13 protein-coding genes and 1 tRNA gene are annotated in these 15,204 nt (G+C 46.9%); 8 read left to right on the forward strand and 6 right to left on the reverse strand.

Annotated features, from left to right (window positions below):
• Positions 1–185 precede the first annotated feature (185 nt).
• A complete protein-coding gene (locus VP504_RS21705) occupies positions 186–1,493 on the forward strand; it encodes a glycoside hydrolase family 18 protein (protein WP_325895419.1) in 1,308 nt (435 codons plus the stop codon).
• Positions 1,494–2,312: 819 nt separating this feature from the next.
• Here the strand turns inward: VP504_RS21705 and VP504_RS21710 are convergent.
• From VP504_RS21710 to VP504_RS21735, 6 genes are all read right to left on the reverse strand, one after another.
• Complete coding sequence (locus tag VP504_RS21710) at positions 2,313–3,434, reverse strand: PQQ-dependent sugar dehydrogenase (protein ID WP_325895420.1); 1,122 nt, start codon at positions 3,432–3,434, stop codon at positions 2,313–2,315.
• A 67-nt stretch (positions 3,435–3,501) separates the two neighbouring features.
• Positions 3,502–5,508 carry a diguanylate cyclase gene (locus tag VP504_RS21715; protein ID WP_325894111.1) on the reverse strand — a complete coding sequence of 669 codons (2,007 nt, stop codon included), beginning with the start codon at positions 5,506–5,508 and terminating at the stop codon, positions 3,502–3,504.
• A gap of 424 nt (positions 5,509–5,932) precedes the next feature.
• Positions 5,933–6,196 (reverse strand): DUF2960 family protein, encoded by a 264-nt coding sequence (locus tag VP504_RS21720; RefSeq protein WP_062711788.1) that lies wholly within the window; start codon positions 6,194–6,196, stop codon positions 5,933–5,935.
• Between the two features lie 80 nt (positions 6,197–6,276).
• Positions 6,277–8,190 (reverse strand): alkaline phosphatase D family protein, encoded by a 1,914-nt coding sequence (locus tag VP504_RS21725; RefSeq protein WP_325895463.1) that lies wholly within the window; start codon positions 8,188–8,190, stop codon positions 6,277–6,279.
• A gap of 114 nt (positions 8,191–8,304) precedes the next feature.
• Positions 8,305–8,916 carry a sel1 repeat family protein gene (locus tag VP504_RS21730; RefSeq protein ID WP_325894113.1) on the reverse strand — a complete coding sequence of 204 codons (612 nt, stop codon included), beginning with the start codon at positions 8,914–8,916 and terminating at the stop codon, positions 8,305–8,307.
• 128 nt (positions 8,917–9,044) lie between these two features.
• On the reverse strand, positions 9,045–9,749 hold the full coding sequence (locus VP504_RS21735; protein WP_325894115.1) for a hypothetical protein: 705 nt from the start codon (positions 9,747–9,749) through the stop codon (positions 9,045–9,047).
• A 283-nt stretch (positions 9,750–10,032) separates the two neighbouring features.
• On the opposite strand from VP504_RS21735, the gene VP504_RS21740 reads away from it, so the two are divergent.
• The 7 genes from VP504_RS21740 (at position 10,033) to VP504_RS21770 (ending at position 15,182) form a co-directional block, all read left to right on the forward strand.
• A complete protein-coding gene (locus VP504_RS21740) occupies positions 10,033–11,004 on the forward strand; it encodes a Gfo/Idh/MocA family protein (protein WP_325894117.1) in 972 nt (323 codons plus the stop codon).
• A gap of 150 nt (positions 11,005–11,154) precedes the next feature.
• Positions 11,155–11,230: transfer RNA gene (locus tag VP504_RS21745), tRNA-Asn, on the forward strand.
• A gap of 453 nt (positions 11,231–11,683) precedes the next feature.
• On the forward strand, positions 11,684–11,980 hold the full coding sequence (locus tag VP504_RS21750) for a hypothetical protein (protein ID WP_325894118.1): 297 nt from the start codon (positions 11,684–11,686) through the stop codon (positions 11,978–11,980).
• A 22-nt stretch (positions 11,981–12,002) separates the two neighbouring features.
• Positions 12,003–12,707 (forward strand): zinc uptake protein ZrgA, encoded by a 705-nt coding sequence (gene zrgA / locus VP504_RS21755; RefSeq protein ID WP_325894120.1) that lies wholly within the window; start codon positions 12,003–12,005, stop codon positions 12,705–12,707.
• A gap of 39 nt (positions 12,708–12,746) precedes the next feature.
• Positions 12,747–13,439, forward strand: a complete 693-nt coding sequence (locus VP504_RS21760; protein WP_325894122.1) for an ABC transporter ATP-binding protein — start codon at positions 12,747–12,749, stop codon at positions 13,437–13,439.
• The gene (locus VP504_RS21765; protein ID WP_325894124.1) at positions 13,440–14,696 is read left to right on the forward strand and encodes an ABC transporter permease; all 1,257 of its coding nucleotides are present in this window, start codon (positions 13,440–13,442) and stop codon (positions 14,694–14,696) included.
• A 3-nt stretch (positions 14,697–14,699) separates the two neighbouring features.
• Positions 14,700–15,182, forward strand: coding sequence for a DUF3299 domain-containing protein (locus VP504_RS21770; protein WP_325894125.1), 483 nt, complete (start codon positions 14,700–14,702; stop codon positions 15,180–15,182).
• Positions 15,183–15,204: the final 22 nt, after the last annotated feature.

Raw genomic sequence — 15,204 nt, forward strand, 5'->3', positions numbered from 1 at the left:
ATTGCTCGTTATTCAGAGGCCAACAATGTGTTCAATTTTAGGCGAATTTCTTTAGGAATAGTCATTCTATTTCCGTGAGATTTGACGAAGAAGTGGGCGCAGCATTGAAGGCCTCCCCTCGGGCAAGTTGAATCCTGCATCTTCAGGTTGATTGGTTGTAAGAACGTGGCTTACAAGGAGATAGTATGAACAAAATTCTAGCAGGTGCAGCGCTGAGTGCCTGTTTAGCGGCCCCAGCGTTTGCGGAAAATAACGTTGTGGGTGGCTATTTTGCAGACTGGCAATATGCCAATGCTGATAATCCCTACACTGTGAAAGATATTCCAGCAGACCGGTTGACCCATATTATATATGCGTTCCTCAGCATGTGTGGCCCTCATACTGGTGCATCTGAGCTCGTTCAACAACAGGTTGCTAAAGCCTGTGAAGGGCAGGCTCCATACTCTGCCATCGTCGTTGATAAAGAAGCAGCCATGGAAATAGATTTCGGCGATGTTTCTGTCGATGTCCCTTATAAAGGGCACTTTGCTCAGTTAGCCGAGCTTAAGAAAGCATACCCTGATTTGAAGATCCTGCCCTCATTCGGCGGTTGGACTATGTCAGAGCCTTTCCATGCGATGGCAAAAGACGATGCCAGTATTAAGCAGTTCGCGAAATCTGCTGTTGCTTTAATCGCTGAATATGACTTTTTTGATGGTATCGATCTGGACTGGGAATACCCTGGCGGTGGCGGCTTAACAACATCTCCTTGGAACCCGGAAACTAAGCTGTCAGACGAGGTGAAAACGCAGGAGCGCGAGGCCTTTACAATATTGGTCACCTTGCTTCGTGACGAACTTGATACACTGTCTGCAGAAACCGGCCGTGAATATGAGCTTTCTACAGCAGTGGGCGTAGGCCCGAAAGCAGCACAAATCGATTGGGAAGCTGCTGCGCCAAAGCTGACAAATATGTTCGCGATGACGTATGACTTCCTTGGTGGATGGGGTACGCAAACTGGTCATCTGGCGAATTTGCATGCGACTGACCGCAGTTGGTGGGGCATGGGGGCCGATGCGTTTGTTAATCAGATGATTGAGCTGGGCATTCCGAAAGAAAAACTGGTGCTTGGAGCGGCATTCTATGGCCGCGGTTGGGAAGGATCTCAATTTGATGGCAGCTTACCAACATCTGACTTGGCTTCCGAAAAAGGCGCAAGCTTTGGTACCGGTGAGCCAGGGTACTTCATGTACTGGGATTTGAAGCAAAACTATACCCCATCTGAAGGTTACCAATACGGCTATGATGAAGCTTCTCATGCGCCATATCTTTGGAACCCGGAGAAGAAAGTCTTTATCTCTTTCGAAGATGCGCGTTCAGTGAAAGCGAAAGCGGAATGGGCAAAGCAGAAGGGACTGGCAGGTGTATTCACTTGGGAGCTCTCTGGTGACCCTGACAACGAGCTGACTTCAGTTATGCATCAGGTGCTGCAGAGCAAAACCGCGAAGAAATAAACAAGTATACCCACGACCTGAAGATGCTCGCAGTCAGAGGTCATCAATGCGTTCAATTCGAGGCAAACTTCACGAGGAATAGTGGTTCTATTTCCGTGGGATTTAACGAAGAAGTGGGCGCATTGAAGGCCTCCCTTCGGACGAGATTGACTGACGCCGTGCTCTTTGTTGTTCTTTTTTGATGGAGATGACTGCACCTACAAAGGAACGTCGCGATCACAACGCCAGTCAATCTCGGTGAATCCTGTATCTTTAGGTTGTTTGGGTATACATTCTTGTTTGTATAATCCGGCGATCTGTCGGGTTTTTTATTTGGGGGTTACCAAGGGTTTCTTTTACTTCCTGTATTCCATATTGCGTTTTCAGATTAGTGATTCGTCTAGAGGCACCAAGCCATCTGTAAGCAACACCATCGAATTGCTAAAGAGGATGTCGTGTACCTCTTTGATAGAATAAGTATGTGCGTTGCTATACAAGTATTTAAATCAGAAAGATAGAGTGAATTCTGGCTGCGTGTCCGTCAAAAAGACAAAACCCCGCACTGCGGGGTTTTGTCTTTTTCAGCAAGCAAAGATATCTTTGTTTTTGTTTGTATGCGCTGACTATAGTCTGCACGATCACTGGATGTCCAACGCTTCTGTAAGGTTTATTAAATGCTGGGCGGTGTATCACTTTAGTTATGTAATGAAATAAGTTTCACAAATTTGTTGGAGACTCTTTTCCAAAACCAAGCTGATTTCTCAGCAGGAACTGAAATCTATGCTTGTAATTTTTTCTTTACACTTTTGTTTTCAAGTGACTGAAATAAAAGCAAGTTAGTCAGTGTTTTGGCGATAACCTTAAAATTTCGCCATTTGAGGAATCTGTTAAGAGATAGATATCACCGTCAGGGGATTCGACCACATCTCTGATGCGCCCATAATTGCCATCCAGTAGCCTTTCTTCACCCATTACCCTGCTATTTTCTATATCCAGCCGAACCAAAAGCCCGAACTTTAGGGAACCAAGCAGAATATCGCCTTTCCATTGGTCGAATTTAGCACCAGAAAGCATGTCCATCCCGGAGGGGGCAATTGAAGGAACCCAGTAATGAACAGGTTGCTCCATGCCTGCCTGCTCAGTGCCTGAACCAATCTTGCTACCCGTACCGTAATTCACACCATAGGTAATAGTGGGCCAACCATAGTTACTACCTTTTGTTATTGGGTTCAGTTCATCACCTCCTTGCGGACCGTGTTCGTGTGTCCAGAGGGTTTTACCGTCATTGTCCAGCGTCATACCCTGAATATTACGGTGACCATAGGAATAGATCTCCGGGAAGCTGCTACTATCGCTAACAAATGGGTTGTCAGAAGGGACTGATCCATCAAGGTTCAACCGGATAAGAGTGCCAATGTGTGAATCATTCTGTTGGGCTTTGTCTCGGTTACCGCGGTCACCCAGTGCGATAAAAAGATGTTCGTCTGTTACTAGCAATCTTCCGCCATAGTGACGGCCGCCAGCCAGTTTAGGCTTTTGGGAAAACAGGAGCGTAACGTGGGAGAGCGTATTGTCATTGAGGATGGCGGAAGACACTGCAGTGCCGGATTTCCGAAAGTCACCGTCTTCGGCATAGGCTATGTACAGACGTTTTGAGAGCTCAAAATCGGGAGCAAGAGCAAGCCCCAATAAGCCGCCTTGCCCACGATAAACCAGGTTCTCAGGCAAGCCTTCAATGCTCGTCATAACGCCTTCAGAACTAACGCGCTTTAGAGCGCCATTTCGTTCGGAAACTAGCATGTCACCGTCTGGAAGGAAGACGAGCGACCAGGGGTGGTTGAGGCCCTGTGCGACGCTGTCTATGATGAAGGTGTGTTTTTCAGAAGTAATGGTGTCTGCGTTCGCTGCCAAGGGAGCAAAGGTTGAGAGTATGGCTCCTGCAATGAAGATTGCTATTTTCATTAGGGGGTCCCTTCCATTGTTGTCCGATTTATCCGTCACCCCTCAATCTTACCTCATGTTGGTAGCTTCACGAGAAATGCTGTGCAAAACGGAATTTCAGTCGGCGTATACCCCGGCTAAGTTGTGAAAACTTATCCGACATTGAAGAGGCGTCTTCTGCTGCCTGCTCCGTACTGTTGTCTGAACTGTTTTGGCCGCTACTTTCTACACGGTTTCGTCCATTTTGCTTTGCTCGGTAAAGCAGCTTATCAACCTCACTGTAAATGTCGGATAGTGACTGATTGGAATCCACCGCTGATACACCGAAACTGGCAGTGACACTGAACTCATCACCCTGCTCTGTCATGAACGAAAGTTCACTAATACGCGTACGCAAATCCTCCGCAATCAACTGAGCTTGCTCTAGGTGGCTGCTTGGGAGTAGAAGCATAAATTCTTCACCACCGACGCGGGAGCAGATATCGTTCCGGCGTAGGTTGTTTTTAAACAGTTCTGCAATACCGGTAAGCACTTTATCGCCAACGGGATGACCATGAGTGTCATTCACTTTCTTGAAGTGGTCGACATCAAGCAGCAAACAGCAAACAGGATCACCATCGTTTGCCATCCCTGACTTCAAGATATCGAGTTGGGAGCTTAGATAACGTCGGTTGTACAGGCCTGTCAGACTGTCTGTGTTGGCGATTTTTCCCCAGCGCGCACGTCGGCGGTTAATCCATAGTGCTGCCAATGTAGCGACCACAGTGGCTAGGACACCTGCTACAACCAGTACATTTAGGTATTCTACTTTGTCTTCATTGGTTTTTAGCTCAAGTGTCTGCAGCACGTTATTCCAACTCAAGTGTTGGTTCTCTGCCTTGAGTTTTTCCAGATTGAAGAGCATTTGTTGGCGTTCGAGATTATCTATCTGCTCATCTGCGCTGAAGTTATTAAAGCGGTTCTGGTAATCCAATAGGGTCAGGTAGGCATTTTTGTAGTCTCCAAGACCAAAGTGCGCTTTTGATGCTACCAAGTACAAGTCAATCTCGGTGCGATAAAGACGCGCGAGTTCTGTCTGTCCCGTAATAAGGGGAGTCACCAGGTCAATGGCTCCCTGAAAGTTTCCGCTTAAGAGGCTTTGATTAGCTTTCAGGTAGTTGTATTTGCTGATGTAGTAGCGAATGGTTTCGCGCTGACGTAAAGCATCAGTTTGCTTGAGGTAGCGGGCCATGCTTTTAGTGTCACCGGATTGCAGCAAGAGATCGGCGATTTGGAGGTTGATGCGGAAACGGTGGGAACCATCACCTAATATCTGAGCAATCTGCAGTGCCTGCTTATATTCAAGTAAAGCCTGCTTTTTGTCGCCTTGCTTTTTAGCCAACTCCGCCATATCGAGCTTAACCAGGAGTTGATTGAACGACATCTTTCGCTCACGGAAGAACTGATAAGACTTGTCGAGTAGGAGGGAAGCTTTATCGAATCCATTCAGCTTAACCAGTGTGCCACCCAGACTTGACGCAATGCGTTCAACCAATAGGGCATCTTGCGTGGCTTTAGCCGCTTCCAACGAGCTCATAAACGCCGCCATGGAAACGTCGTAATCGTTCTGTGCTTTGTAGGCTTCACCTTTAACCAAAAGGATCTCTGCAGTCACTGATGGGTTATTCAGCTTCTTAGACTCTGAGAGTAAATTATCTAATTGGTCGAGCACCAAGGCTTCTTCGCCTTGAAGAATTCGCGCTTGTCCAAGTCGAAGCTGCATCAGATAGAGATCCGCCTTTAAAAGCGGGTCGTTTTTCGCCAATTCGATACCACTGTTTGCTGCTGTGATAGCGCTTTCTGGGTCGTTCAGTAAAAGATCAACCGTGGCCTTTTGCAGGTAATACCGAACCAGAAGAGGCAGCGGTTGGTTTTGTTTCAGCTCGACTTTTTCTAACTCACTGAGTAGGGCCCGAGCTTTTATTGGAACAGAATAAAGGATGGACTGAACGCCGCTAAGCGTCTTCTCAAAAGACTGTGTTTTCTCCACAGAAGCATGTGTTATCCCGGAAAAAATAGCGAAGAATAAAAAGAGGTTTTTTAGTATTTTTTGCATTGGTGAAGCTTCCATGTTCGACTTAGCTAAGCGTCAACTTGTCGTTTTTTTTTGTTCTAGCCCAAGTTGATCTCAATGAAGGGAAAACAATATATTGAGCCAGTTTTCGCACTTAGAATACCCAACGCATAATAAGGACTTTGTATTAATTTTGAGCCGAATGTATGAACTTCCTATCGGTCGTTAGATAAGCGTAGGCAGTCATAGCTGGTTTTGCCTGAGAGGAAATAGATTCTTATCGAGGAGAGTACTGTTACATAGTGCAGCAGTAGTTATACAAACCGCTGTGAAAATCATCACCAAAGTAACGTTTGAACATGAGCTGGCAGACAGGTACTAAGGTCTTAACAGAAAGGGTAAAGGTTACTTCACAGAAACTAAAAAGGCGCTGAAAGCACCTTTTTGCTGGATATTCCTATAGATATCAGCGTTTGTCCTTGATGGACTCCGCTTCTTTTTTCAGCAAAGTGATTTTGCCAAAACCCAATTTACTGAAGTAGCTGTCTCTGTGATTTTTCACTGCTTTACCATCAGCCACCATTTCCAACTGAAGCTCCATTTTCAGGAATGCAGTTAAATCGATACCCTCTGCTTCCGCGGCGGCTTCATGCGGCGAGCGATGCTTCTGGTAAGAGAAGGTAATCACTTTTGTTTCGCCTTTATAGACATATTGAAGTTGGCGCGACATATCAGCACTCATTGCTAAGGAAATGGGGAGCGGAGTATTTCTTACTGGCCTCACCAAGTCAATCCCAATGGGGGAAATCGTCAGCGCGAGAGGTCGGCGCTGAGGAACTCTTCCTCTTTATCTGTGTCCTCGCAAGGGTGGAAGGCCACACGTGTTCCTTTGCCGGTGAGAAGACCAATGTATTTAGGTGCGCCGTCCTGATCGAGCTTTACAACACCCACGGCACTTTGGTTGACGAGGAGCCCGGGACTGCCATTGTCCGGCTTGCGGCGCTCGATGCGCATGCGTTTTCTTCGGGTAAAAACGTTGAGCGGGGATTCTGGCCAGAATAGCTTTCTGTCCAGCCATTCAAAAATCGACAGAAACGGTTCAGGGAACTGATTCCTTAAACCACTACAGGTGATTTGCCAGATCCGAGGGCTGCTTTTCCGAAAACGCATACGAATGTCATATGCAAAGGAGTAATGCACGTCACCAGACAGGATCACAAAGTTCTTTGGTGTCTTGGGATGTTTAAAGATGTTTAGCAGAGCATTCGCTGAACCAGGGTGAGCCATCCAGTTTTCCGAATCTGTGGCGAGTGGATGGCCCAGAAAGGTCACAATACGCTGGATAGTTTCAATGAACTTTACACCAAACATGGGGGCAGGTGAGACCACCACCACTGCATCGTTATTGAAAACATCTTGTTGGAAGTCCATTAGAGATTCCCAGTCCATTAGACCTGATGGCTTGTTATAGCTTGACTCAGAGCGCCAACGACGTGTGCGGGTATCGACCACCACTACTTTGGGCGTGGTGGGAATAGTGTAATGCCATTGCTCAAAATGGTGCATCACTTGAGTCATAGCGTAAAGAGTGGCTGGATCCGGTGAATCAAGAAAAGTCTGTAAAGGCGTCCAGAAATCTTGGGTAAAGGCTTTTGGCTGGTTTCCCCAGCCCTGGCAGAAAAAGTAGGCCATCATGGCGTTGGTGATAATGCCTTGGGCGAACGCCGAGTTGTTGACCGCGCGCTCCCAGCCAACGGTGAGGTTAAAATCATCCGTGACGTCATGGTCGTCGAAAATCATATAGGTCGGAATATGAGCAAACAGTCTTCGCAGGTGGACCAAACCAGTGCGGAAGCGTGCTAATTCTGCCAGCTCAATATCCCACCTTTTCTGAAGCTCCTGGGAAAGGGTGGGAACTGTTTTCTCAATTTCAATGTGCTGCCACAATTCCGGTGACCACACCAGCATGTACATTGCAATAAACTCATTGAAGCTGATGAGATGATTTTCAGTGGTGCGGGAACTGAAAACCGGCTCAGGTTTGGCTTTGAAAAGCCGCTTTATTAACCCGTGGTTAATATCGCTGAATGGCAGTATCTCGGTGCGGCTGTAATAAGGCGTTTTGTCTGGCGATAATTCACTGCACCAGCGAATATTATCCCCTTTCATCTCCTGATTCTTCATGCCCAGTAGACTGATAGTCTGTCGAATAGCAGACATTAAAGGGCCGCAAACGTCGTCGGCATAGATCTGATCGCCAGTCATGATCAGCAAATTTGCCCGCTTTTCTATAGGTGTGTGTTCGTGGCTTATATCGAGCGCAGCCAAGGCATCTTCACAATGGTGGTGAGGATGGCGGCAGGAGCCGTGTGCGATGTGTTCTGCTCTTGAGGGAATGACAAACGTTGGGCGGGATTCATCGCCATAAAGAACCCCCTCCAGTGATGAGAGCATTGAATGACCGTCGAGGACGATGTCGTATTGAAGCGGCGTGTCGACGAGGAAGGGAGCATCGCCTTTAAATTGTGCCATCACGACATAGCAATGATCGCCAAGTTGGATCTGTTTTTGGTCGGCAAAGTTAGCCTCATAAAATGCGTCGTCCTGCTCAGCTTGGTACAAAGTAAAATCTGCTGTAAGAGGCTTAGAGGTAACTGCCCAAATACAGACCTCATCTTGGGTTGTCCGCCTCAATATAGGTCCGGCTAGAAAAACAGGTAACACCACAAGATCACTCGACTTTATTGTTTATTACCTTCACTTTACGCGCTCTATGAGAGGATTTGTAGCAGTGGAAATGTAAAGTCTTGCAAATAAGTTAAGTAGACCACCGGTTCATCAATCCGGTATACCTCTATTAGATAGGATGTTCGCACCATTGCCCTGTGCTTTAGCGAGCCACTGAGCAGCAACCTCACTTTCACCGATATCACGTAGCGCTGAGGAAAGTGCAACCTGTGCCTGCACATGATCCTGACGGGCAGCAAGGCTTAAAAAGTAGATGCCTTTATCTATGTCTTTGTCTGTAATAAAGCCATTAAATAGCATTTGACCTAGCGCGTATTGCTCGACAGGGCTATTGCAAAGCGCGAGATCAAGCACCCATTTGAATTCGTCGTAATCGACCCCATTCGACAGTTGTTCGCTGTGATAAATGCTGCTATTTATCAGCGTGTCTTTCTGAGGGGGGGCACTGCAGAAATCGATGTAAAGAGTAGAAAGCTCAAAAACGGCGCTGTCATTCACTCCTCTTAGAAAATAGGGAGAGGCACCTGCACAGTTTTCGGTGGGGTACTGACCACGCTGAAGATGTTGCCAGCCACGATAGAAGTCACTTTCTAAAAATGCATCAGAATAGTTAGCCAGCGTAGGGCAGCTCGCGTTGGCAAATTCCGTTTCTTCAGAGCAAGCTGTGATGGTGACCAGCAGCACGGGAAGTAACCACTTCATACTTCGTTCCTTTTACAGCACTGGGTTGAGTGTAAAAGGAGTGGCATATACGTTGCTTTCCCATCATTGAGAAACAACAGAGGAAATTGACCGCACACTGTACGGCCAATTGATGTGGAAATTCGGCTTCAGTGTTTACACAAAACACTGGAATCTGATTTGTGCGTAGACTTATCTTTCGCTGGTTTCATAGCGAACACGTATCTGAGTGAGGCATAAAATATAGTGACATATGCCATCAACTCGGTGCCTTCTTCGGCGATATTTTTCGCTGCGCGGACATAGCCGTCACCCAACAGTTCCCGCCACAGCGAGCTCATGCCGAATAGTCTTGAAAAGACCAGCAGCATGGCTAGACCCATACACAGAAGCCCAAAGTTCCTGTGATTGACAAAGGCTGCAAACTGGTTAGCTGTTTCAACGCGATCTGTCAGCGAATAAATAACGGCACTAGCTGCAACGATAGCAGCGGGGTACACCCAGAAACCATGGAAAACTAATTCATCAAAGAACATGTCTAGTTCGCGGATCAGCAAGCACAGAAAAAAACCTATCACCAAAGCGCCAAAACGTTTAAATGATGGATTGTGCTTTGCTATGTATGCGTAACAAAGGACAGTCAGTGATAACAGAAATTGTTCCATGTATTCGACCAAAGTACCTTCCGAGGCACCGGTTTTCAGCGTGTCAATGTCGAACCGGATAACTAGAACCGGCAAAGAGACCAAGACAGCGAGAAATAAAAACTGTGCAAAGGCATTAAAGATGGCGAATGTATTATTATTGCGATATGGCATCAGCTTCCTCTCAAACTGCATGAATACGTTTCTCATTCCAGAATGACCACCTATCCGTGATTTTTGTCACAATGAATTGTAGGTTTGTTATTTAAAGTTCATTTTTATGTGACGTGAGTCATTTTAGGCGAGAATACGTCATCAATTGTTCACAGGATGTCTTATTTATGAGACCTCAAATGCAAATGTCATACTTGCTTTAACGAGTTGCTTGCCTGAAGTTCCAAGTTTCATCTATCGCTTTTTTGTCTCAATGTTACTGGTTCGGGTAACTGACTGAATCGTGTATCTTTAATGGGGGAATTTTCGAGGAAGGATCATGGGGAATAAAACTATCCGTTGGGGAATGATTGGCTGTGGCAACGTGACTGAGCGAAAAAGTGGTCCTGCTTTTTGGCAGGTCGATAGCTCGTCATTAGAAATGGTGATGGCTAGGCGAAAGGAACAAGCTAAGGACTATTCCGAGCGTCACAGAATAATACGTTACACAACCGATGCATCGGCGCTGATTAATGACGCCAATGTGGATGCGATTTACGTCGCTACACCACCGGATAGTCATCTCGAATACGCATTAATGGCCGCCGATGCAGGCAAGCCATGCGTTGTTGAAAAGCCAATGGCACTGACGACGGAAGAATGCGATCAAATGTTGGCCGCGTTCGAAAAAGCCCAGGTGCCGATTTTTGTGGCTTATTACCGCCGCTCATTACCGAGATTTGACGTGGTGAGAGAATGGATAGAGCAGGGAATGGTCGGTGATGTCAGACATATCCACTGGGCTTATCACCGTGCGCCTAGCCCTGATGATATTGCAGGTAAAGACAACTGGCGTGTGGACCCCAAGCAAGCTGGAGGTGGTTACTTTGTTGATCTGGCAAGTCACGGGTTGAATTTGTTCCAACAGTGGTTTGGGGACATTGTTGCTGCCAAAGGCATCAAAACCAATCAACAGGGTTATTACGAAGCAGAGGATGCAGTAGCGGCTAGCCTGGCATTTGAGAGTGGTGTAATAGGTTCAGGTTACTGGAACTTTGGAGCGGTAAATAGCGAAGATCGGGTCGAGATTATTGGAAGTGATGGACGGATAATTTGCTCTGTGTTTGGTGAGGATGACTTTGTGCTGGATGGAAAAGAAAAGGCAAGGGCAAATGTAGTTCTCCCTGATCCGGTTCAGTATTTTCATGTCCAGAACATGGTTGCGCATTTGAATGGCCATCAAGAATACTCAAGCACTGGAATCGCAGGTCGAAATACCACTTGGGCGATGGAGCAAATTCTTAACGGCTGAGTAAATTGGTCTGAGAATTTGCTGAATTGAAAGGCGAATAGGTCATGATTTAGTCACTTGAGAGCAAATTCGTCTTGAAACGCAAATTAGTGCTTGCAAGGCTAAGGCGCTTTCCCTAATATTCATCTCGTTCTCAGGAACACAGACTATTCCCCCTTAGTTCAGTCGGTAGAACGGCGGACTGTTAATCCGTATGTCGCTGGTTCAAGTCCAGCAGGGGGAGCCAAATTTAAAGCCTCGTCGAAAGACGGGGCTTTCTTCGTTTACCTCTTCAGGAATGAATGAAACCGTCGAGACTGTCGCTTCGCGATATGTCGCTGACCTAGGCGGCCCCGTCACAAGTCCAGCAGGGGGAGCCAAATTTAAAGCCTCGTCGAAAGACGGGGCTTTCTTCGTTTACCTCTTCAGGAATGAGTGAAACCATCGAGACTGTCGCTTCGCGATATGTCGCTGACCTAGGCGGCCCCGTCACAAGTCCAGCAGGGGGAGCCAAATTTAGAGCGTCGTCGAAAGACGGGGCTTTTTTCGTTTTAGTGTTTGGTTAGCTCTCCTATCTTTTTGAATCACCCTCATAACAAGCTTCCACTAAACTTCAGCAGATTATTCCAATAAATCCGTTCAAATTGCTGAGAATGTAATGTTATATTATAACATTATTGCTTAAGGCTCTTGATGGATCATGTTGTTACCCTTCCGCAAATTGCTTCCTTTACTGTTAGCTGTATTTCTCGGCTGGCAGGGTTTTGCGGTTGCGCATCATAAGGGCGAACATCATCACCAGCACAAAGTGGATCATGAGTGCATGCTCTGTGTTCTCGGTATGCCAGCCATTGAAGTCGATGTTGTTGACTCCCCCTTTAACAACATACTGACTTTTGCAGAGCCAACCCTTTGGCTTTTGTCTTTGCCGACAGCACATATCGCCCAAAATGCGCGTTCCCCTCCAGAGTTCACCTTTTCAATCATCTACATTTAAAAGACTAAATTTTGGAGAAATTATGCGTACTAAACATTTGTTTGCACTGAGTGCGATTGCTTTGGGTGTGACGTCGGCAGCGTCTGCAGAAAATCATGAATTCCGTCAGCATGACGCTCACCAACACGGGGTTGTTGAGTGGCATATTGCGCAAGATGGCGACGAGCTTCTTGCAGAAATCACTGCGCCAGGTAGTGATGTAGTAGGTTTCGAGCACGCACCAGAAAATGCAGAGCAGAAAGCGGCGATTGAAAAAGCGGTTGCTGCACTGGCGAAACCAGGTGCTTTGTTTGCAATCAATGCAGAGGCAGGCTGTGAACTGGAAGCCCAGCAGGTTACCCATACGCTAGATGAAGATGACCACGACGGACATGACAATCACGATAAGCATGATGAACACGATGATCATACGGGTCACGACCATGACAAGCATGACGACCATCATGATGATCATAAGGGCCATGACCATCACGATGATCACCATGACGAGCATAAAGGCCATGATCATGATGAGCACGACCACGGACATGATCATAAGAAAGCACAACATGGCGAGTTCTCAGCGCAATACACCTTCCACTGTAAAGCGCCAGACAAGATTCAATCTATTACAACGGATTGGTTCACGGCATTTGGTAATACTGAGAAAATCAGTGTTCAGGCAGTGACCGATAAAGGTGTAGTGGCTCAAGAACTGCTGCCATCGTCCACGACTTTCCGTTTCTAAATATTCAGGCCCCTTCGGGGGCCCTTTGGTTGTAATTCTATGTTATTGATTAAAGACCTCCGCTTCAGGTGGCCAGGCCAAGAACAATGGCAAATTGATATTCCGGACTTTTTTCTTCAAGCCAAAGAGCGCGTTTTTCTCAAAGGGGCCAGTGGGTGCGGTAAGTCCACTTTACTTGGACTTATTGCGGGTATTAACTCTGCTGACCAAGGTTCGCTGCGCATTCAGAATACGGATTTAACCGCTCTGAAAGGTGCGAAGCGGGATGCTTTTCGTGCAGATCATCTTGGCTATATCTTCCAGCAGTTTAATTTACTGCCTTATCTCTCTGTGATTGATAACGTGACGTTGCCTTGTCGCTTTTCTAAAGCGCGTAAAGAAAAGGCAGGGGATAACTTACAACAAGAGGCGGAGCGATTACTCCGTGCACTGGCATTGCCAGAAAATTGCCTTAACAAAGCAGTTACCGAGCTCAGTATTGGCCAACAACAACGTGTGGCTGCGGCGCGGGCATTGATTGGTAAGCCCGCGTTGCTTTTGGCTGATGAGCCAACGTCCGCTCTGGATGCGGATACACGCAATGCCTTTATCTCGCTTTTGATGAATGAGTGTGAGAACGCAGGCTCCAGCCTTTTGTTTGTTTCTCACGACGGTTCACTGGAATCACACTTTGATCGTTCTATCTCCCTGCCAGATTTAAACAGAGCGGCAACACCAACGGAGGTGCTCTAAATGGCTATCCTTCGATTGGCACTACAAAGCCTTCGTAACCGCAAAGCAACGGCAATCCTGACTATTTTCACCGTGGCTGTTTCAGTCGCTTTGTTGATTGGTGTCGAGCGCGTAAGAACCCAAGCTAAAGAGAGTTTTGCCAACACCATTTCAGGTACAGATCTCATTGTCGGTGCCCGCTCTGGGCAAGTGAATCTGCTGCTTTACTCTGTGTTCCGCATCGGCAACGCCACCAATAACATCGATTGGAAAAGTGTTGAGGATGTTAAAAACCATCCTGCTGTAGCTTGGACTATCCCGATTTCGCTGGGCGACTCTCACCGTGGATTCCGCGTTGTCGGTACAACTGATGACTATTTTAGATACTACCGTTACGGCCAAAAGCAGCCGTTATCTTTCAAAGAAGGCAAGTCGTTTGATGGTTTATTCGATACGGTCATTGGTTCAGAAGTGGCCAAGAAGCTGGATTATCAACTGGGCGATGAGATCGTTATTGCTCACGGTTTAGCAGATAAGAGCTTTGCCCGACACGATAATCTTCCGTTTAAGGTTACCGGTATCCTTTCGCCAACGGGTACGCCGGTGGATCGAAGCGTGCATGTTTCTTTGCCAGCCATTGAAGCGATTCATATCGGCTGGGAAAGCGGCGCCAGAATGGGGCCAGGGGTAAAGCCGGAAGATATCGATCCTGACTCGCTGCAGCCAGAGCAAATTACCGCAGTGTTGCTTGGACTAAAAAGCCGTATTCAGACGTTTGCTTTGCAACGAACTATTAACGAATACAAACAAGAGCCGCTAACGGCCATTATGCCGGGTATCGCGTTACACGAACTTTGGGGCATGATGTCAGTTGCTGAACAGGCTTTGCTGGTGGTTTCCGGCTTTGTGGTAGTTGCTGGTTTGATGGGTATGCTCTCAAGTCTGCTGACCAGCCTGAATGAACGCCGGCGTGAAATGGCAATATTGCGGGGAATGGGAGCAAGACCTGCTCATATCTTCTTCCTGCTTATCAGCGAAGCCCTGTTCTTAACCCTGTTGGGAATCATTGCTGGAGTGACAGTGCTGCTAATTATGATTAATCTGGCTGCTCCTTTTGTATTGAGCCAATATGGATTGCAACTTTCCGCAGCATTTTTGAGTCAACATGAATGGATGCTGCTTGGTATTGTTCTGGTAGCAGGTTTTCTGGTTGGTGTGTTGCCAGCGCTTCGAGCGTATCGCCAATCTTTGTCAGACGGCATGACGATACGGATATAGATAATGAAAAAATGGCTATTAGTTTTAACCGCCTGTCTGCCAATGTTTGTGCAGGCTAATGAAGCGCTGAAACTGGATTGGTTAGATTTGATCCCTGAGTCTGAACGCAATCAGTTCAATGATCGCGGTATGCCTGTGATTGACCACACTAACGAGGCGCCACAACAAAATTTGGTCGGCAAAGTGCGTTCTGAACTCAACAACAGCCAAGTGAAAATTCCGGGCTTTGTTATTCCTTTAGAAGGCGATGCCAACATAGTGACCGAATTTCTGTTAGTTCCTTTCTTTGGGGCTTGTATCCACGTGCCGCCTCCACCACCGAATCAAATTGTCTACGTGAAGTTTGAAGAAGGTGCGCCTGTACAGGAGCTTTGGGATGTGGTGTATGTAGTTGGTCAACTGAAAACACAGACTATCTCCCATGACATTGCGCAGGCGGGTTATCTGCTCGAGGGTTCAGCGATTGAACCTTACGACGATGAATAAGCTCAAACGAGTAAACGTTAAA

Source organism: Grimontia sp. NTOU-MAR1 (assembly GCF_035758505.1).
Classification (GTDB): Bacteria; Pseudomonadota; Gammaproteobacteria; order Enterobacterales; family Vibrionaceae; genus Enterovibrio; species Enterovibrio marinus.